The sequence below is a fragment of the Nonomuraea harbinensis genome (assembly GCF_019396385.1).
GTDB classification, from domain to species: domain Bacteria; phylum Actinomycetota; class Actinomycetes; order Streptosporangiales; family Streptosporangiaceae; genus Nonomuraea; species Nonomuraea ferruginea.
Map to the genome: position 1 here is coordinate 142,561 of NZ_JAHKRN010000009.1, position 17,770 is coordinate 160,330.

The window sequence follows — 17,770 nt, forward strand, 5'->3', positions numbered from 1 at the left end:
CCCCATGCCGCCCGACGTGCGCGAGACCGTGGAGGCGTCACAGGCTCCGCGGCCCCGCCGCAACATCACCACCGCCTTCGTGGTGAGCAGGATCGCGGTGCTCGCCGTCGCCGCCGCGATCCTGCTCTACGCCGCGCCGCCGCTGGTCGCCACCGGGTCCTGGATCGGGCTGGCCGTGCTGCTCGGGGCCACCGCCGTCATCGGCTACCTCTACCTGACCCGGCGGTACGTCCCGGCCAAGTATCTCGTCCCCGGCACCGTCTTCCTCATCGCCTTCCAGGTGTTCCCGGTGCTCTACACGGTGACCACCGCCTTCACCAACTTCGGCGACGGCCACCGCGGTGACAAGGCGGCGGCGATCACCGCCATCGAGCGCGGCTCCGTACGGCAGGCGCCCGGTTCGCCCGAGTACCAGCTCACCACCGCGCTGCGCGGCGGCGAGCTGGTCTTCCTGCTTGTCGACCCCGCCACCAAGCAGGTCCGGCTCGGCGACGCGGGCGGGCTGTCGCCGCTGCCCGGCGCCGAGGTCGGCGTCACCGGCAAGGTGCTGCGCGCGCCCGGCGTCACCGTCCTGACCGCGCCGCAGGCCGCCGCCCGCGGCGAGGAGATCGCCGCGCTGACCGTGCCCACCGACGGCGGGGCCGTCAAGGCCAACGGGCTCAGCCGCGCCGTCGAGGGCAGGGCGGCGCTCGTCTACGACGCGGGCTGCGACTGCATGCGGGGCGAGGGCGGCCCGTGGCGCGCCGACGGGTCGCAGGGCTACTTCGTCAACGCCGCCGGCGAGCACCTGGCCCAGGGCTGGCAGGTCAACGTCGGCCTGGCCAACTTCGCCAGGGTGCTGACCAACCCCACGATCTCCGGCTACTTCCTCGGGGTGTTCGGCTGGAACGCGGTCTTCGCGCTGGCTTCCGTCGCCGGCACGTTCGGGCTCGGCATGGCCGTCGCGCTGGCCCTGCACCACCCGCGCATGCGCGGCACCAAGGCCTACCGGATCGCGCTCATCCTGCCGTACGCCATGCCGTCGTTCGCGATGCTGCTGGTCTGGCGTGACATGTTCAACCGCGACTTCGGGCTGGTCAACCAGATGCTCGGGCTGAACGTGGACTGGCTCGGCGAGGTGACCACCGCCCGGCTCGCCGTCGTCCTGGTCAACCTGTGGCTGGGCTTCCCGTACATGTTCCTGGTCACGACCGGGGCGCTGCAGGCGATCCCGCGGGAGCTGACCGAGGCCGCCGCCATCGACGGGGCCACCCCGTGGAAGGCGTTCCGGCGGGTGACGCTGCCGCTGCTGCTGGTGGCGCTGACGCCGCTGCTCATCTCGTCGTTCGCGTACAACTTCAACAACTTCAACGCCATCCAGCTCACCACCGAGGGCGGGCCGTTCCCGCCCGAGAACCCGCAGGTGGGCGGCACCGACCTGCTCATCACCTACACGTTCAGGCTGGCCTTCGGCACCGGCGGCGCGCAGTTCGGCTTCGCGGCCGCGATCTCGGTGTTCATCTTCGCCATCGTGGCGATCGTCTCTGCCGTGGCGTTCCGCCGTACCCGCAAGCAGGAGGAGGTGTACGCGTGAAGCTGGCGCTCAGGCACGCGTTCGTGCTCGCCGTGTGCGCGTTCGCGATCTTCCCCATCCTGTTCGTCGTCTCCGCGGCGATCAACCCGCTGGGCACCCTCGCCTCGACCGAGCTGCTGCCGACCGGAGCCGGCCTGGCCAACTTCGGCGAGCTGATGACCTCGGACGTCTACCCGTTCGGCCGGTGGTTCTTCAACTCGGTGTTCATCGCGCTGCTGTCGTCGTTCGCCAGCCTGCTGCTGTCGATGTTCGCCGCCTACGCCTTCAGCCGGATGCGCTTCGCCGGGCGCCGGGTCGGGCTGCTGGCGCTGCTGCTCATCCAGATGTTCCCGCAGTTCCTGGCCATCGTGACGATCTTCATGATCTTCACCAGGGTGACCGAGCTGTACCCGGCGTTCGGCTTCGACACCGTGTGGGGGCTCATGCTGCTCTACCTGGGCGGCGCGCTCGGCGTGAACACCTGGCTGATGAAGGGCTTCCTGGACACCGTGCCGAAGGAGCTCGACGAGGCCGCCACCGTGGACGGCGCCACGCACGCGCAGGTCTTCTGGAAGGTCATCATGCCGCTGGTCACGCCGATCCTCGCGGTCACCGCGCTGCTGGCGTTCATCACCACCATGAGCGAGTTCCTCATGGCGAACGTCTTCCTGCGCGACCCGGAGAGCAAGACGCTCGCCGTGGGCATGTACGGGATGATCGCCGGCGACCGGCGCAACGAGAACTTCGGCATGTTCGCCGCCGCCACGCTGCTCACCGCGATCCCGACCGTCAGCGTCTTCCTCTGGCTGCAGAAGTACATCGTCTCCGGACTCACCTCCGGCGCCGTCAAGGGGTGACTCATGCGCTTCCTGGATCTGCCGCACCACGACGGCTCCCCGCTGTACGTCTCCACGCAGGCGCCCGAGCCCGGCGCCCCGGTGACGCTCTGGCTGCGCGCCCCGCGCGCCGCCGGGGTCACCGCCGCGCACGTGCGCGCCGTCCACGACGGCGAGCCCCGCTACGCCCGCGCCGCGCCCGACCCCGCCAGGACCGGCCGCCCCGTCGGCGGGTACGGTGCCGGCGACGACTGGTGGCGGGCCGAGGTCACCCCGGTGAACCCGGTCACCCGCTACCGCTTCCTGCTGGAGACCACCGGCGGCCAGGCGTGGCTGACCGCCGCCGGGCTGTTCGCGCACGACGTGCCCGACTCCGGGGACTTCCGCCTGGTCTGCCACGAGCCGCCCCCCGCGTGGATGGCCGGCTCGATCGTCTACCAGATCTTCCCCGACCGGTTCGCCCGCTCGGGCCCCATGCCGGACCCGGCCCCGGCATGGGCGCTGCCCCGCGACTGGGACCGCGACCCGGTCATCCCCAGCGGCCCCGGCACCGCCGAGCAGTTCTACGGCGGCGACCTCGACGGCGTCGTCCGCCACCTCGGCCACATCGAGAGCCTCGGCGCCGACACCGTCTACCTGACCCCGATCTTCCCGGCCCGCTCCAACCACCGCTACGACGCCGCCGACTTCGACCGCGTCGACCCCCTGCTCGGCGGCGACGCCGCGCTGCGCCGGCTGGCGGACGCGCTGCACGGGCGCGGCATGCGGCTGCTCGGCGACATCACCGCCAACCACACCGGCGACGCCCACGCCTGGTTCACCGCCGCCGTCTCCGACGTGCGCGCCCCCGAACGGGACATGTACTACTTCGACCCCGACACCGGCGACTACGAGTCCTGGTGGGGCTTCAAGTCGCTGCCCAAGCTCAACTGGGGCAGCCCGCTCGTCCGCGACCGCATGCGCCAGGTGCTCACCCGCTGGACCGGGCCGTTCGACGGCTGGCGGGTGGACGTGGCCAACATGACCGGCCGGTTCGGCGCCGACGACCACAACCACGAGGCCGCGGCCCTGCTGCGCCGCGCCCTGCCGCCCGGCGCCGCGTTCGTCGCCGAGCACAACCACGACGCCTCGTCCGACCTGGACCGCGACGGCTGGCACGGCACGATGAACTACGGCGGCTTCACCCGCCCCGTCTGGTCCTGGCTGCGCGCCGGCACGCTCGGCCTGGAGCACTTCCTCGGCGTGCCCGGCGGCGTGCCCCGCCGCGACGGCCTCGCCGTCCTGGCCACGCTGCGGTCCTTCGCCTCGCACCTGTCGTGGCGCTCGCTCGTGCACTCCTGGCAGCTGCTCGACTCGCACGACACGCCGCGGATCCGCACCGTCACCGGCTCGCGCGAGCGCCACCTCGTCGCGCTCGGCCTGCAGGCCACGCTGCCCGGCACGCCCATGGTGTTCGCCGGCAGCGAGTTCGGCCTCACCGGCGTCAACGGCGAGCACTCCCGCACCCCCATGCCCTGGAACCGCCCCGCCGACCGGGACCCGGCCACCCTCGCCGCCTACCGCGACCTGCTCGGGCTGCGCCGCCGCGAACCCGCGCTGCGCCACGGCGGGCTGCGCTGGCTGCACGCCGACGCCGACTGCCTGGTGTTCGCACGCGAGACGTACGAGGAGACGCTGCTCGTGTGCGCCCGCCGCGCGCCGGGGGCTCCGCTGGCCCTGCCCGCCCACGCCGACCTCGTCCATAACGGCGGCGACACGAATGACGGAACAGGTGATGGACCGTCGCTGTCCGTGTGGCGGGTCATCGGCCGATGACGCTACGGTTGGGGCCGCCCCGTCAGAGTTGATCGAGTTATAGGTGTGCCCGATGAGGTTGCTGTCCGTGGCCGTCCTGGCTTCGCTCCTGCCCGCCCTGCCGCTGCCGGCCCAGGCGGCCGCCCACGCCGGCACCACCTACTACGTGGACTCCAAGGCGGGTGACGACGCCGCCGACGGCACCGCCGCCGACCGGGCGTGGCGGTCGCTCGACGCGGTCAACGCCGCCGACCTCAAGCCCGGCGACACCGTCGCCGTCAAGCGGGGCAGCAGCTTCACCGGCTCGCTCGTGCTCGCCGCGAAGGGCACCGCCCGATCGCCCATCACCGTCAAGGCCTACGGCAAGGGCGCGCTGCCCAGGATCGGCGGCCGGGACGCCAACTGCGTGGTCGTCTCCGGCGACCACTGGCGCATCAGCGGCCTGCGCGCCAGCAACTGCGCCTGGGCGGGGTTCGAGATCAAGGGCGACCACAACGTGCTGTCCAAGGTGCAGGCCGACCGCAACGTGACCGGCGCGACCGTCACCCCCAGCGGGTCCCGCAACACGATCAAGGACAGCACCTTCACCAGGAACAACCGGATGAGCGTCAACGACAAGGGCGGCGACAACGACTCCGGCGCCTTCGGCATCCTGCTCAACGGCGACGACAACCTCGTCACCGGCAACACGATCACCGGCAGCCACGCCAAGAGCTACGACTACGGCGTCGACGGCGCCGCCATCGAGATCTTCGGTGGCAACCGCAACCGGATCACCCACAACCGCACCCACGACAACAACACCTTCAGCGAGCTCGGCGCCAAGAAGGGCGACACCGCCACGGGCAACGTGTTCGCCTTCAACGTCGTCACCTCCTCGCTGAAGACCGGCTCCTTCCTCGTCACCCGCGGCGCCCGCCACGTCGTCGGCCCGGTCAAGGGCACCACGGCCGTGCACAACTCCGTCTACATGCCGGCCCGCGACACCATCGGCTGGTCCTGCCACGACGGCTGCTCCCCGTCGATCCTGAAGCTGCGCAACAACGTCATCGTGGTGGGCGGCACGGCCGGCTACGAGGACGCCAAGGGCGCCGACGAGGCGAGCAGTGTTTACAAGGCGCGCAAGGCCGAGTTCAAGCTCGGCTCCGGCTCCGTCATGGCCGACCCGCGCTTCGTCTCGCGGACCAACCTGCGCCTGGCGCCCTCGTCGCCGGCCCGTGGCCGCGCGGTCCGCCTCGGCCCGTCGTGGTTCGGCGGCGCCGCGCTGGCCAAGGACATCACCGGCAAGCCGCTGCCCTCCTCCACCCGCCACGCGGGCGCCTACCAGTAACGTCAGCCGATGCCGTAACGGCTCGACATCCAGTCGTAGACCTGGCGGGCGGCGGGCTCGTCGCCGCCCAGCAGGGTGATCAGCCTGCCGGTGCGGCGGGTCAGCACGCACGCGAAGCTCTCCGCGAACAGCTCCGACACGTCCTGCCGGTACGGCGACTCCAGCCGCGGCCGGCGCAGCGCGTGCAGGAAGGTCCACCAGCGGTCGGCCGAGGGCCGGCCGTCGGAGTGGTCGATGGCGTGGCCCAGCTCGTGACCGCACACGTTGACCGACGGCGAGGGCACGCTGCCGACCGCGATGCGGCGCAGGACCGGGTCGTAGACACCGGCGCTCCGCTCCCACGTGCCCTCCTGCTGCGGCAGCGGGATGGCGCGCAGCTTCTCGAAGGCCGGCAGGTCAGGAACGGAGCCGGGGCCCACCACCAGGCCGCCGTCGAGGTGGTCGGCCAGGCGGGCGCCCAGGGCGCGCGGCACCGCCGCGAGCGTCATGACGGCCACGAGTGACTCCGGCGGCGGCAGCGTCCCCGGCTCCCACATCCGCGTCAGCCTGTGCTCCAGCACGCCGACATGCAGCCATCCAGGCCATCCTCTGCGCCTCACCGTACCGCGCTCTCTGCAACCGTTCTCAGGCCACCCTCGTGACCGAGATCAATGATTACCTATCCGCGACCCTGCGGTGGTGTCGAAACGGGCGCGATCCGCACGACGCTTCCTGTGAAAGCGACGAGAGAGAGACCCATGGGCTGGAAGATCGAAGTCGTCCCCATCCCCGTCGCCGACGTGGAGAAGGCCAAGGGGTCCTCCAGCGAGCGGCCGGGGTTCACCGTGGACCACGACTCGCGGGTGAACGAGGAGACGCGGGTGGTCCGGCTGACGCCGCCCGGCTCGGGCCGCTCCGTGTGAGCGCGGTCAAGCACTACGAGCGGGACGGCACGTTCGCCGAAGGGGCGGGGCGGCCGCTGGAACTCGTGTTCTTCGACGACCTCGACGGCGACGGCCGGGTGCTGCAGGAGCGCGCCTGACGGCGGCTTGGCGCAATACGCGGTCAGTCTTGCCCGGTTCTTGGCGGCGTGAACCGGTATGGAAGCTGCATGCTGGGATTAAGCGCAGCAAGCGTGACATATCCGTGGAACATGCCGGAAACCTCTCCGCGGCACTGTGAAAGCCTCGGAAAAGGGGAGGGGCAATGCTGCTGCGACTGAGGGTGTCGCTAGCCGACCGGCCGGGAGGGCTCGGCCAGGTCGCCAAGGTGCTGGGCACGCTGGGCGCCGACATCCTCCAGGTCACCGTGCTCGAACGTGAGATGGGCAGGGCGGTGGACGACTTCGTCGTGTCCTGGCCGGGCCCGGCGGGCGCGGACGAGGTGCGGGAGCGGTTCTCCGCCGTGCCCGGCGTGCGGGTGGAGGGCGTGTGGCCGACCCGCGAGGTCCCCGGCTCCGCGCCCGACTACGACCTGCTCATGCACGTCGCGGCCGAGCCGTCGCGCGGCCTCGCCACGCTGGTGGACGCGCTGCCCGGCCTGTGCGGCGCGGAATGGTCGGTGGCCTACGCCGGCGGCTCGGTGGTCCACAGCTCCATCGCCGCGCCCGAACTCGTCGACCTGCCCGAGCCGCCGCCGCGCGCCGCCACGCTGGACGGCGAGAAGGTGCGGCTCATGCTGCTGCCCATGACCGCGTACCAGCTCCACCTGCTCGTGGCCCGGGCCGACGGGCCCGGGTTCCACCGCGCCGAGCTGGAACGGGCCGTGCGCATCGTGGACGTCGTCTCCGCCCTGGCCGCCCGCGTCTGAGGCGGACCCGGTAGTTCGTCCGGGATGGGAGGACTGTGGCTTTCGGGAGAAGATTTCGGGGTTGTTGTTGATCGCCGAGCATTTCTCCTATGGGTACGGGTAGGTTTGGGCGGGTGTCAGAAGCCTCCGCTCCGGCCCAGCCACGCCTGGCGTGGCTGGACGCGCTGCGTGGCATCGGCGCGCTGGCCGTGGTCGCCGAGCACATGACCCCGTGGTTCCTGCCTTCCGTGCGCCCGCAGTGGTTCCATCTCGGCGTGTACGGGATCTTCGTGTTCTTCCTGGTCAGCGGCTACATCATCCCGGCGTCGCTGGAGCGCCACGGCGACGTGCGCACGTTCTGGCTCAGCCGCGTGTTCCGCCTCTACCCGCTCTTCCTGGCCGTCGGCCTGCTGGTGGTCGCGCTCCACTGGTGGGTGCCGGTCCGCGAGGCGGTCGAGCGCGACTGGGCGTCGGTCGCCGGCCACGCCACCATGCTGCTCGACGTCGTGGACGTGGCCGGGGTCGCCGACACCATGTGGACGCTCTCGTACGAGATGGTGTTCTACCTGATGGTCACGGCCCTGTTCATGGTCCGGCTGCACCACCGCAGCGGGCTGCTGGCGATGCTGTTCGCGGCCGGGGCGGTGGCGACCGGGGTGCTGATGACGCGGGGGGTGCTGACCGGCGGCTGGGTCGCGTACGTGTCGTGCGCGGTGTTCGCGACCGGCCTCGTCTGCCTGATCACCGGGCGGTTCCGCCGGACGGCCGCGGCCGTGCTGGGCGTGATGGCGCTGACGCTGCTGGTGCTGGGCAGCCGGGTGCCGTGGGTGGGGGTGGCGGTGCTGGCGCTGATGTTCGCCGGGACCGCGATCTACCGCTGGGAGCGGGGCGAGGGCCGGTTGTGGCCGGTGGCGGTCACGCTCGTGGCGGTCGCCTGCGTGCCGTTCTGGGCGATCATGGCCGGGTGGTGGTGGGTCCAGCCCGACATCTGGATCACCACGATCGTGCTCGTGGCCGCCACGTTCGCGGCGGGCATGGCGCTGCGCGGGCGGCGGGTGCCCCGGGTGCTCGTCTGGCTGGGGCTCGTCAGCTACTCGCTCTATCTGGTGCACCACCCGCTGCTGAGGTACTTCACCTGGGTGTCCGGCGATCTCCGGGCGGAGCCGCTGCCCTACCAGCTCGCCATGACGGCGCTGGCGCTGACGATGGTGGTGCTGGTGAGCGCGTTCACGTACCGCTTCGTGGAGCGGCCCATGCAGGAGCTGGGCCGGCGGATCGCGCGGTCGAGGTCGTCCACCGTTCCAGCGCGGGGGCCAGCAGAGGATGCCTCAGCAACGTCCGCCGCACGATAGGGTCCTCCGCCATCAGGAACGCCAGGTGGCGGACCGCGTGCGCGGCCACGTGGGCCACCTCCACCCGCTCCGGCGAGGGCCGGGCGGGAGCCGAGCCCATGGCGAGCTCCAGCCGGGGCAGCGCGACGGCGGGCAGCCACGGCGCGGGGTCGGGGCACACCGCGTAGGTGAGCACGATCTCGCCGCCCGCCAGGTGGCGCCAGCTCGTGGAGTGGACGACGGTGAGCGGGTCGCCGGCGGAGATCCCGCAGGCGCGGCGCGCGGCCTCGTCGGGGCTCTCGCCGGGCTCCGGACGCGTCTCGGCGCGCCGGTAAGCCCACGAACTGTCGGCGTCCGCCCTTAGCATGAGCGTCTCGACCCAGACCACGTGTCTTCCCGTCACCGTCCGCAGCTTACTGCCAATCATACGCAATAACGTAAATCCCGCATGTGTGTCGCCTCTCTTGCGGTAGTGGCCGGGAGGCGGACGACGGAAGGGGGAGGGCCCATGCCCGGCTTGCTCGTGCTGATGGGATCGGGAGAGACGAGCCCGACCATGGTGGAGGTGCACCGCGCCGCCGCGCGCCGGCTGCGGCCGGGGGCGCGGGCCGTGCTGCTCGACACGCCGTACGCGTTCCAGGAGAACGCGGCCGACATCTCCGCGCGCGCCCGCCGCTACTTCGCCCGCAGTGTCGGCCTGGACGTCGAGGTGGCGCCCGGCGTCGCCGGCGCCGACTGGGTGTTCTCCGGGCCGGGCAGCCCCACCTACGCGCTCGACCGCTGGACCCACTCCGGCGTGGCCGGCGACCTGCGGGCCCGGGTGCGGGCGCGGTCCGGGGTGACCGTGCTCGCCTCCGCCGCCGCCTGCACGGCCGGCCTGGCGACGGTGCCGGTGTACGAGATCTACAAGGTCGGCGCCGAGCCCTGCTGGCGCGAGGGCATCGACCTGCTGGAGCCGCTCGGGCTGCACGCCGTGCTGATCCCCCACTTCGACAACGCCGAGGGCGGCACCCACGACACCCGCTACTGCTACCTGGGGGAGCGGCGGCTGTCGCGGATGGAGCGCGAGCTGCCGCCGGGCACCGCCGTGCTCGGCGTCGACGAGCACACCGCGCTCGTCGTCGACCTGGAGACGGAGGCCGTCGAGGTGGCGGGCCGCGGCGGCGTCACGGTCCGGCTGCCCGGCTCGGTCACCGTGCTGCCCGCGGGCACCCGCACCGGGCTCGCCGAGCTGCGCCGCCTGGCCGAGGGCGGCGCCGGCACGCCCGTCCCGGCCCCGCCGCCGGCGGTCCGGCAGGCCGGGGTGACGCTGGAGGAGACCATGAGTGCCGCCGAGCGCGCCTTCGCCGCGGCGGTGGCCGCGCCCGACCTGGCGGCGGCCGCCCGCGCGGTGCTGGAGCTGGAGGCCGAGATCGTCTCCTGGGCGGCCGACACCGAGGAAGACGCGGGCGGCGTCGACCAGGCCAGAGAGCTGATGCGGCTGCTGATCGCCCGGCTCGGCGAGCAGGCGGCCACGGCGGGCGTCCACACCGTCATGGGCCCGCTCCTGGCGCTCCGCGGCGAGCTGCGCGCCCAGGGCCGCTACGAGGTGGCCGACGCGCTGCGCGAGGCCCTGCTGGAGGGCGGCGTGCTGGTGGAAGACACCCCCGACGGCCCGCGCTGGTCGGTCGTGCCCCCGCCGCGCCCTCGGTGAGCCATCGCGGGATCGAACCCCGGGGCGCGCGGGCGCGTACCTGTCTGCGAGGGCTCCGGCGAGGGAGGCGGCGACGTGCGGTGGCTAGCGGCGCGGCTTGTCGATGCGGGCGCCGTCGGGGGTGAAGATCATCAACCGGCTCATGTCCACGCCCACCTTGGCCGCGTCGCCCGTACGCCACACCGGGCGGTTGCCCAGCCGGACCGTCAGGTCGGCGCGGCGGTGCACGCCGTTGCCGACGTTCTGGCCGACCTGCTCCTGTTCCTGCGGCTCCTCCTCCCGCTGCGGGAACATGCGCCGCATCAGCGCGCCGATCCCGCCCGAGGCGGCGTGATGGCCGTTGCGCCCCTCGCGCGGGTCCGGCGGCTCGGGCACCGGCACGGCCGGCACCCCGCACTCGATGTAGGCCATCCACTCGTGGCCGTGATACTCCAGCGTGCGCACCCGTCCGTAGAAGGCCGGTCCGTCGTACGACTCCGGCACCGGCGCCAGCCCGTCCGGCCGCATGCCGACCAGCACCTGCCCGCCGGTGTGCTGCGAGATCGCGTACGCGCGCGGGTCGCTCCACGGGATGGACAGCCGGTGCGGGCCGAAGTCCAACAGGACGAACTGGTTCTGCGGCGTGTGCACGCTGGCCGAGAGCAGGTTGAGCTGCTGGGAGTTGAGGAACGCGGCGACGAAGGCGGTCGCTGGATCGTTGTAAATCTGGGCCGGAGTGCCGACGTCCTGCAGCACGCCGCGGTTCAGGATCGCGATGCGGTCGGCCAGCGTCAGCGCCTCCACCTGGTCGTGCGTCACGTAGATGGTGGTGATGCCGAGCGACCTGACCAGCGCGGAGATCTCCATGCGCAGCTCGGTCCGCATCCCCGCGTCCAGGTTCGACAGCGGCTCGTCCATCAGGAACAGCTTGGGCTGCCTGACGATCGCGCGGCCCATGGCCACCCGCTGGCGCTGGCCGCCGGAGAGCGTTCCCGGCCGCCGCTCCAGGGTCTCGTCGATGTGCAGGGCCTTGGACAACTCGGTGACGCGGTCGCGCACCATCTGCGGGTCCGCCTTGGCGATCTCCAGGGGGAAGGCGATGTTGCCGCGCACGGTCCGGTGCGGGTAGAGGGCGCCGCTCTGGAACACCATGGCCACGTCGCGGTCGCGCGGGGCCACGTGGTTGGCGAGCTGGCCGTCGAGCCAGAGCTCGCCCTCGGTGATGTCCTCAAGGCCGGCGATCATGCGCAGCAGTGTGGACTTGCCGCAACCGGACGGGCCGAGGAGGACGAGGAACTCGCCGTCCTCGGCCCTAAGGCTCAGCTTGTCGACCGCCAGGTAATCACCTGGATACACCTTGGTCACGTTGTCGAGAACGACTGAGCTCATGGGCCCACACCTTGCGCGCGTGTCACCTGTGACGGGGACGGATTGAAGAGGTAGTACATCGCGCATTAACACTGCATGTCCACCCTTGACATAAAAGTTCTGCTGATACCTGGTTTCGGTCGAGAGTTTTGGGGTGCCTTACGCCGTTATTTCCGAAATGTGTTAGTTGGAAGGGCTTGCGAAAACTTGCGGTAAGGTCTTTCAATGGTCGGGACTCAGGGGGGTGGCTTATGGCGACGTGGTGGCGGGACGCCGCGATCTACCAGGTGTACGTGCGTAGTTTCGCCGACGGGGACGGCGACGGGGTCGGCGACCTGATAGGCGTCCGTGATCGCCTGCCCTACCTCGCCGCGCTCGGCGTGGACGCGATCTGGCTGACGCCCTTCTACCCCTCGCCTATGGCCGACTTCGGCTACGACGTAGCCGACTACCGCGACGTCGACCCGCTCTTCGGCACGCTCGGCGACGCCAAGGCGCTGATCGACGAGTCCCACGGGCTCGGCCTGCGGGTGATCGTCGACATCGTGCCCAACCACACCTCCGACCAGCACCCCTGGTTCCAGGAGGCGCTGCGCGGGGCCAACCGCGACCGCTACGTCTTCCGCGACCGGCCCAACGACTGGGAGTCCATCTTCGGCGGCCCGGCCTGGACGCAGGTCGCCGACGGCCAGTGGTACCTCCACCTGTTCGACCCCTCCCAGCCCGACCTCAACTGGGAGCATCCCGAGGTGCGGGCCGAGTTCGAGTCGATCCTGCGCTTCTGGCTCGACCTGGGCGTCGACGGCTTCCGGATCGACGTGGCGCACGGCATGGTCAAACCGGCCGGCCTGCCCGACATCGGTCACTCCGGGCAGACCCGGCTCATCGGCAACGACGTGGTGCCGTACTTCGACAACGACGGCGTGCACGAGATCCACCGGTCGTGGCGGCGCATCCTCGACTCGTACCCGGGGGAGCGCATCGGCGTGGCCGAGGCCTGGGCGCCCACCCCCGAGCGCCTGGCCCTCTACGTGCGGCCGGACGAGCTGCACCAGGCGTTCAACTTCCACTACCTGTTCGCCCCCTGGGAGGCTCAGGCGCTGCGCGAGGTGATCGACAGCTCGCTCGCCACCGCCGCCTCGGTCGGCGCGCCGACCACCTGGGTGCTGTCCAACCACGACGTCAAGCGTCACGTCACCCGCTACGGCAGCCTGGCCAGGGCCCGCGCCGCCGCCCTGCTCACGCTCGCCCTGCCCGGCTCCGCCTACATCTACCAGGGCGACGAGCTGGGCCTGCCCGAGGTGCTCGACCTGCCGGAAGAGGTCCTGCGCGACCCGCAGCGGCTGCGCGACCCCGACAGCGGCCGCGACGGCTGCCGGGTGCCGCTGCCCTGGACGCGCGACCTCGGCTGGCGTGAGCCGTGGCTGCCCATCCCCGCCGCGTGGGCCGGGCTCAGCGTGGAGGCCCAGCAGGGCGTGCCCGGCTCCACCCTGGAGCTCTACCGGGAGGCGCTCCGGCTGCGCCGCTCCTTCGACGGCGACCTGACCTGGCACGACTCTCCCGAGGGGACCCTCGTGCTGTCGCGGGGCGACCTGCTGTGCACCGTCAACCTGACCGGGTCACCGGTCGGCTTCGCCGTCGACGGCGACCTCCTGCTGGCCTCGGACGAGCCCGGCGCGCCCGATTCGGCGGCCTGGTGGAGAATGAGGCATCCGGCCTGACGGGTTCCCGCTTCACGGCCCGTCGCCCGCGCGAGAGGATTCTCGTTGAGGTCCCACACCGGCTCCACAGGCCTTCCGGCGCTCCGCCGGCCCGTCGGCGAGCGCCTCGGACCGTCTGCCGGACGATCGAGGCCGGTTCGCACTGCTGTTCGATATGAGACGATGTGCCGGACCGTGAATCGCCTGCCTCTTGTGATGCTCCGCAAGGGTCCGATTCCTCCCTCGCCTGAAGGCGGGGGCTTACTCGGAGGTTTCTGATGAACGGACCCGCCCGCCTTGCCGACATCGCCGCCCAGGCCGGGGTGAGCGAGGCCACGGTCAGCCGCGTGCTCAACGGCAAGCCGGGCGTCTCGGCGACGACCCGCCAGGCGGTCATGACAGCGCTCGACCTCATGGGCTACGAGCGGCCGCCCCGGCTGCGCCAGCGCAGCAACGGCCTCATCGGGCTGGTCACCCCCGAGCTCGACAACCCGATCTTCCCGGCGTTCGCGCAGGCCATCGAGAAGGCGCTGACCCAGCACGGCTACACGCCCGTGCTCTGCACCCAGCTGCCCGGCGGCGCCCCCGAGGACGAGTTCACCGAACTGCTGGTCGACCGCGGGGTGAGCGGCATCGTGTTCGTGTCAGGGTTACACGCCGACACCACCGCCCGCATGGACCGCTACACCCGGCTCACCGACCGCGGCCTGCCGATCGTGCTGGTCGACGGCTACAACGAGCACATCGACGCCCCCTTCATCTCGGCCGACGACCGCATGGCCGCCCGCCTCGCCGTCCGTCACCTGGCCGACCTCGGCCACGAGCGCATCGGGCTGGCGCTCGGGCCGCGCCGGTTCGTCCCCGTCATCCGCAAGATCGAAGGCTTCCGCGAGGCCATGAGGGTGCTCCTCGGCGCCGACGACGTGGACGACCTCATCACCCACTCGCTGTTCTCCGTCGAGGGCGGCCAGGCCGCCGCCACGCAGCTCCTCGACCGCGGCTGCACCGGCATCGTGTGCGCCAGCGACCTGATGGCGCTGGGCGCGATCCGCGCCTGCCGCCAGCGCGGGCTCGCCGTGCCGGGCGAGGTGTCGGTGGTCGGCTTCGACGACTCGCCGCTCATCGCCTTCACCGACCCGCCGCTGACCACCGTGCGCAAACCGATCGGCCCGATGGCCACGGCCGCCGTGCAGACCCTCCTCGAAGAGGTCGGCGGCGCGTCCGCCAAGCACGTCGAGCTCATCTTCCAGCCCGAGCTGGTGGTCCGCGGCTCCACCGGCTCCGGCCCGCTGGTCAACCGGTGATGCTTCTGGCAATGTCCGGCCGGGGGCCAGCTGAGGGTCTGTTCGGGTGATTCTTCGGGGAACCTCCGGCTGGGTGTGGCTCCGGGTGGCCGCGGACCGTCGTCGGGGCAGGCAAGGGCTTTTTGGGAAACCCCTCGGGCCGGGCGCCGTCATGCGTGCCTTACGGCCCGCTGTGCCCGCCGTAAGTGCTCGTGCGAGGAGGAGGGCGGGACTGTGACGTGTGACGTGCTGGTGCTGGGCGGGGCGGGGGTCGACACCACCGTTTACGTGCCGGAGCTGCCGCTGGCCTACCGTGACACCTACCCGGTGCCGCCCGTGGTCGATCGGATCGGGAACACCGGGTCAGGGGTGAGCCTCGGGTGCGCGGCCCTCGGGATGGACGTCGCCTTCGCCGACCTGATCGGCGACGATCCGCAGGGCGCGCTCGTCCGTGACGCGCTGCGCCACGTCGCCTGCGCGTGGGGCACCGCCGCCGGGGGCACCCGGCGCAGCGTCCTGCTGGTCGCCCCCGACGGCCGCCGCACGTCGTTCTTCGACGCCAAGGCCACCCCCGGCGAGCGCCTGCCCCGCGCGCTCTACGCAGGCGTCCGGGCCCGCCAGGTGCACGTGTCGCTCTCCGACATCTGCCGCGACGTCTTCGACGACCTCGGCGGCGTGCCCGTCTCCACCGACCTGCACGACTGGGACGGGGCCGACGACTTCCACCGGGACTTCGCGTACCGCTCCGACCTGGTGTTCCTGTCAGCCACAGCGCTGGAGGACCCGGTGGCGGCGATGCGCGGCATCCTGGCCCGCGGGCGCGCCCGCACCGTCGTCTGCACCCGCGGCGCCGGCGGCTGCCTCGTCCTGACGCGCGGCGGCGAGGTGCGCGCCTTCCCCGCCGTCCCGCTGCCGGCACCGGTCGCCGACAGCAACGGCGCGGGCGACGCGTTCGTCTCCGGCTTCCTGTACGGGACGCTCAACGGGCTGCCGCTGGAGCGGTGCGTCACGCTGGGGGCGGTCGCCGGGGCGCACGCCTGCACGGTGCCGGGCACCCACGAGTCCCCGATCACCGAGCCCGTCCTCCTGGCCCGCGCCTCAGCAGACACCTGAGCCTCGGTCGAGCCCTGAGCCTCGGTCGAGCCCTGAGCCTCGGTCGAGCCCTGAGCGTCCGCCGATCACCTGACTCGGTCGAGTGCTACGCGGCAGGCGGGCGGCATCCCGGACGAGGGCGGCTCGGCGCACTCGGTGTCGCTGACGGTTAAGGTCAGCTTGCCGTCCTGCACCGGGTTGCCCGCCTCGCCCGCGGACGGGCCACGGGACATCCACACCAGCACGGCGACGAGCAGCGCGAGCAGCACCAGCATGATCACCACGGCGGCCAGGCAGCCGGTGAACAGGTTCCGGCCCGGCTTGGCGGGCCGGGCGCCCGGCGGCAGCGGGCCACGGCGGGGCAGCGGGCCCTGCCCGGTCTGATGCGGAGGCACCTGCGGCGCCTGACGCCCCGGCCGCGGGAAGCGCCCGGACGTCTCGGCGGGCGGCATGGGCGCCGCCTGCCGCGGCCCCTGGAAGGTCCCCGTCTCGCCGGGCGGCCCCTGACGCGGCCCACGCCCCCCAGACCTCGGCACGTTCCCCGACGTCTCGGCGGGCGGCACAGCGGGGCGCGGCCCCTGATGCGGCCCACCGGGCCCCGGTCGCGGTACGTTCCCGGAGGTCTCGGCAGGCGGCGCCTGGTACGGCCCCCCGGGCCCGGAGCGCCGGAAGTTCCCCGACGTCTCGGCAGGCGGCACAGCGGGGCGCGGCCCCTGATGCGGCCCACCCGGCCCCGGTCGCGGTACGTTCCCGGACGTCTCCGCAGGCGGTGCCTGGTGCGCGCCCGGGAAGTTTCCGGGGGTTTCGGCTGGGGGTGGGGCGTCGGCGGGTCTCGGGGCGGGGCCTGCGGGAGCCGGTTGACGGGACGCGTCGGGAGCCGGCATGGGGAAGCGGCCGGAGGTGTCGGCGGGCGGGGGGCCGCTGGGGGCGCCCGGCGGGGGCTGGTGGGGCGCGCCCGGCTCGGGGCGGGCGAAACGGCCGGAGGTCTCGGGGTGCGGCTCCGCCCTGCCGCCCTGGTGCGGGGCACGCGGGCCCGGGTGAGGGTGCGCGCCGGGACGGTGGGCCAGCGGGGGGAACTCCGCGGGGTTCCAGGAGTCCGTGAGATGGCGGGAGGCCGCGAGCTGGGCCGCCGGCTCGTCGGTGGCGCTCACCAGCTCCAGCAGCAGCTGCTTGGCCGTCGGCCGCCGCGCCGGGTCGGGATGGATGGCCGCGGCCACCAGCCGGTCGAGCGGCGCGGGCAGCCCGCGCAGGTCGGGCGGGGCGGTACGGGCCCTGGCCGCCATGACGTAGGCGTCGCCCTCGCCGAACGGATGCCCGCCCAGCCCCGCGTACGCGATCAGCGACCCCCACGCGAACACGTCGCCCGCCGGGCTGGTGCGGCCCTCGAAGACCTGCTCGGGAGCGATCCACCCCGGCGTGCCCATCACCATGCCGGCGTTCGTGTGACGCGAGCTGACGTGCGTGGACCTGGCCAGCCCGAAGTCGATCACCCGCGGCCCGGCCAGCGTCAGCATCACGTTGGCCGGCTTGAGGTCGCGGTGGACCAGCCCGGCCGCGTGGATGGCGGTCAGCGCCGCGGCCACCCCCACGGCCGCGGAGTGGAGCATCGACGGCGACAGCCGGCCGTGCTCGATGAGGTGGTCCTCCAGCGAGACGCCGTCGATGAACTCGGTGACGAGGTAGAGCACCCCGTCGTGCTCACCGTGGTCGAGCACCCGGGCCGTGCAGAACGACGCGACCTTGCGCGCGTTCGACACCTCCTCGTGGAAGCGCGCCCGGTAGACGGGGTCGGCGGTGAAGTCACGCCGGATCGCCTTGAGCGCCACCGTCGCGCCGTCCGGCCCCTTCGCCAGATAGACGGTGCCCATGCCACCGGACCCGAGCCGGCCGGCCAGCTCGTACGGCCCGATCGCGGGCGGGTCCTCTGGCGTCAGCGGAGTGCCAGCAGAGCGGCCCTGCTGCCCCAACGTCGCTGTCCTCTCGCCGTCGTCATCCCGTCGACTCAACCGACCGTTTCCTCCGCCCGGCATGCCTTTGTGCACCCC

Annotated in this window: 15 protein-coding genes; 12 read left to right on the top strand and 3 right to left on the bottom strand. The window is 72.5% G+C overall.

Annotated elements, in window-relative coordinates; genetic code table 11:
• The first annotated feature begins 4 nt into the window (after positions 1-4).
• Genes KME79_RS12435 through KME79_RS12450 form a run of 4 tightly spaced genes read left to right on the top strand, consistent with a single transcriptional unit; the run spans position 5 to position 5,512 of the window.
• Positions 5-1,573 carry an ABC transporter permease subunit gene (locus tag KME79_RS12435; protein ID WP_219544556.1) on the top strand — a complete coding sequence of 523 codons (1,569 nt, stop codon included), beginning with the start codon at positions 5-7 and terminating at the stop codon, positions 1,571-1,573.
• The gene (locus KME79_RS12440) at positions 1,570-2,409 is read left to right on the top strand and encodes a sugar ABC transporter permease (RefSeq protein ID WP_219544557.1); all 840 of its coding nucleotides are present in this window, start codon (positions 1,570-1,572) and stop codon (positions 2,407-2,409) included. Before KME79_RS12435 ends, KME79_RS12440 begins: the two co-directional genes overlap by 4 nt.
• Before the next feature lie 3 nt (positions 2,410-2,412).
• Positions 2,413-4,203 carry a glycoside hydrolase family 13 protein gene (locus KME79_RS12445; RefSeq protein WP_219544558.1) on the top strand — a complete coding sequence of 597 codons (1,791 nt, stop codon included), beginning with the start codon at positions 2,413-2,415 and terminating at the stop codon, positions 4,201-4,203.
• 52 nt (positions 4,204-4,255) lie between these two features.
• Positions 4,256-5,512 carry a right-handed parallel beta-helix repeat-containing protein gene (locus KME79_RS12450; RefSeq protein ID WP_246639715.1) on the top strand — a complete coding sequence of 419 codons (1,257 nt, stop codon included), beginning with the start codon at positions 4,256-4,258 and terminating at the stop codon, positions 5,510-5,512.
• Positions 5,513-5,514: 2 nt separating this feature from the next.
• Here the strand turns inward: KME79_RS12450 and KME79_RS12455 are convergent, their stop codons facing one another.
• Positions 5,515-6,072 carry a hypothetical protein gene (locus tag KME79_RS12455; protein WP_148032436.1) on the bottom strand — a complete coding sequence of 186 codons (558 nt, stop codon included), beginning with the start codon at positions 6,070-6,072 and terminating at the stop codon, positions 5,515-5,517.
• Positions 6,073-6,249: 177 nt separating this feature from the next.
• On the opposite strand from KME79_RS12455, the gene KME79_RS12460 reads away from it, so the two are divergent.
• The 5 genes from KME79_RS12460 to KME79_RS12475 all read left to right on the top strand — a co-directional run bounded on the left by KME79_RS12460 (position 6,250) and on the right by KME79_RS12475 (position 10,303).
• A complete protein-coding gene (locus KME79_RS12460; RefSeq protein ID WP_219544559.1) occupies positions 6,250-6,414 on the top strand; it encodes a VOC family protein in 165 nt (54 codons plus the stop codon).
• Positions 6,411-6,533, top strand: a complete 123-nt coding sequence (locus KME79_RS46250; protein ID WP_281429356.1) for a hypothetical protein — start codon at positions 6,411-6,413, stop codon at positions 6,531-6,533. The genes KME79_RS12460 and KME79_RS46250 overlap by 4 nt, the downstream gene beginning before the upstream one ends.
• 164 nt (positions 6,534-6,697) lie before the next feature.
• Entirely contained in the window at positions 6,698-7,300 is a 603-nt protein-coding gene (locus KME79_RS12465) for an ACT domain-containing protein (protein ID WP_187281236.1), read from the top strand.
• Positions 7,301-7,413: 113 nt separating this feature from the next.
• Entirely contained in the window at positions 7,414-8,631 is a 1,218-nt protein-coding gene (locus KME79_RS12470; protein WP_308248883.1) for an acyltransferase family protein, read from the top strand.
• 487 nt (positions 8,632-9,118) lie between these two features.
• A complete protein-coding gene (locus KME79_RS12475) occupies positions 9,119-10,303 on the top strand; it encodes a type 1 glutamine amidotransferase family protein (RefSeq protein WP_219544561.1) in 1,185 nt (394 codons plus the stop codon).
• A gap of 84 nt (positions 10,304-10,387) precedes the next feature.
• Here the strand turns inward: KME79_RS12475 and KME79_RS12480 are convergent, their stop codons facing one another.
• On the bottom strand, positions 10,388-11,671 hold the full coding sequence (locus tag KME79_RS12480; RefSeq protein ID WP_148032432.1) for an ABC transporter ATP-binding protein: 1,284 nt from the start codon (positions 11,669-11,671) through the stop codon (positions 10,388-10,390).
• A 230-nt stretch (positions 11,672-11,901) separates the two neighbouring features.
• Here KME79_RS12480 and KME79_RS12485 point away from each other — a divergent pair, with 230 nt between their 5' ends.
• From KME79_RS12485 to KME79_RS12495, 3 genes are all read left to right on the top strand, one after another.
• Complete coding sequence (locus KME79_RS12485; RefSeq protein ID WP_148032431.1) at positions 11,902-13,371, top strand: glycoside hydrolase family 13 protein; 1,470 nt, start codon at positions 11,902-11,904, stop codon at positions 13,369-13,371.
• Positions 13,372-13,628: 257 nt separating this feature from the next.
• On the top strand, positions 13,629-14,654 hold the full coding sequence (locus KME79_RS12490; protein WP_219544562.1) for a LacI family DNA-binding transcriptional regulator: 1,026 nt from the start codon (positions 13,629-13,631) through the stop codon (positions 14,652-14,654).
• Positions 14,655-14,867: 213 nt separating this feature from the next.
• Entirely contained in the window at positions 14,868-15,746 is an 879-nt protein-coding gene (locus KME79_RS12495; protein WP_219544563.1) for a carbohydrate kinase family protein, read from the top strand.
• 65 nt (positions 15,747-15,811) lie between these two features.
• On the opposite strand, the gene KME79_RS12500 is transcribed toward KME79_RS12495, so the two are convergent.
• Positions 15,812-17,692 (bottom strand): serine/threonine-protein kinase, encoded by a 1,881-nt coding sequence (locus tag KME79_RS12500; RefSeq protein WP_219544564.1) that lies wholly within the window; start codon positions 17,690-17,692, stop codon positions 15,812-15,814.
• Between the last annotated feature and the right edge of the window lie 78 nt (positions 17,693-17,770).

What these genes read in the sequence shown, in the direction of transcription:
- KME79_RS12490 (WP_219544562.1), top strand. Translation starts at nt 13,629, where the DNA reads ATGAACGGACCCGCCCGCCTTGCCGACATCGCCGCCCAGGCCGGGGTG.
- KME79_RS12485 (WP_148032431.1), top strand. Translation starts at nt 11,902, where the DNA reads ATGGCGACGTGGTGGCGGGACGCCGCGATCTACCAGGTGTACGTGCGT.
- KME79_RS12450 (WP_246639715.1), top strand. Translation starts at nt 4,256, where the DNA reads ATGAGGTTGCTGTCCGTGGCCGTCCTGGCTTCGCTCCTGCCCGCCCTG.
- KME79_RS12435 (WP_219544556.1), top strand. Translation starts at nt 5, where the DNA reads ATGCCGCCCGACGTGCGCGAGACCGTGGAGGCGTCACAGGCTCCGCGG.
- KME79_RS12480 (WP_148032432.1), bottom strand. Translation starts at nt 11,671, where the DNA reads ATGAGCTCAGTCGTTCTCGACAACGTGACCAAGGTGTATCCAGGTGAT.
- KME79_RS12445 (WP_219544558.1), top strand. Translation starts at nt 2,413, where the DNA reads ATGCGCTTCCTGGATCTGCCGCACCACGACGGCTCCCCGCTGTACGTC.
- KME79_RS12460 (WP_219544559.1), top strand. Translation starts at nt 6,250, where the DNA reads ATGGGCTGGAAGATCGAAGTCGTCCCCATCCCCGTCGCCGACGTGGAG.
- KME79_RS12475 (WP_219544561.1), top strand. Translation starts at nt 9,119, where the DNA reads ATGCCCGGCTTGCTCGTGCTGATGGGATCGGGAGAGACGAGCCCGACC.
- KME79_RS12465 (WP_187281236.1), top strand. Translation starts at nt 6,698, where the DNA reads ATGCTGCTGCGACTGAGGGTGTCGCTAGCCGACCGGCCGGGAGGGCTC.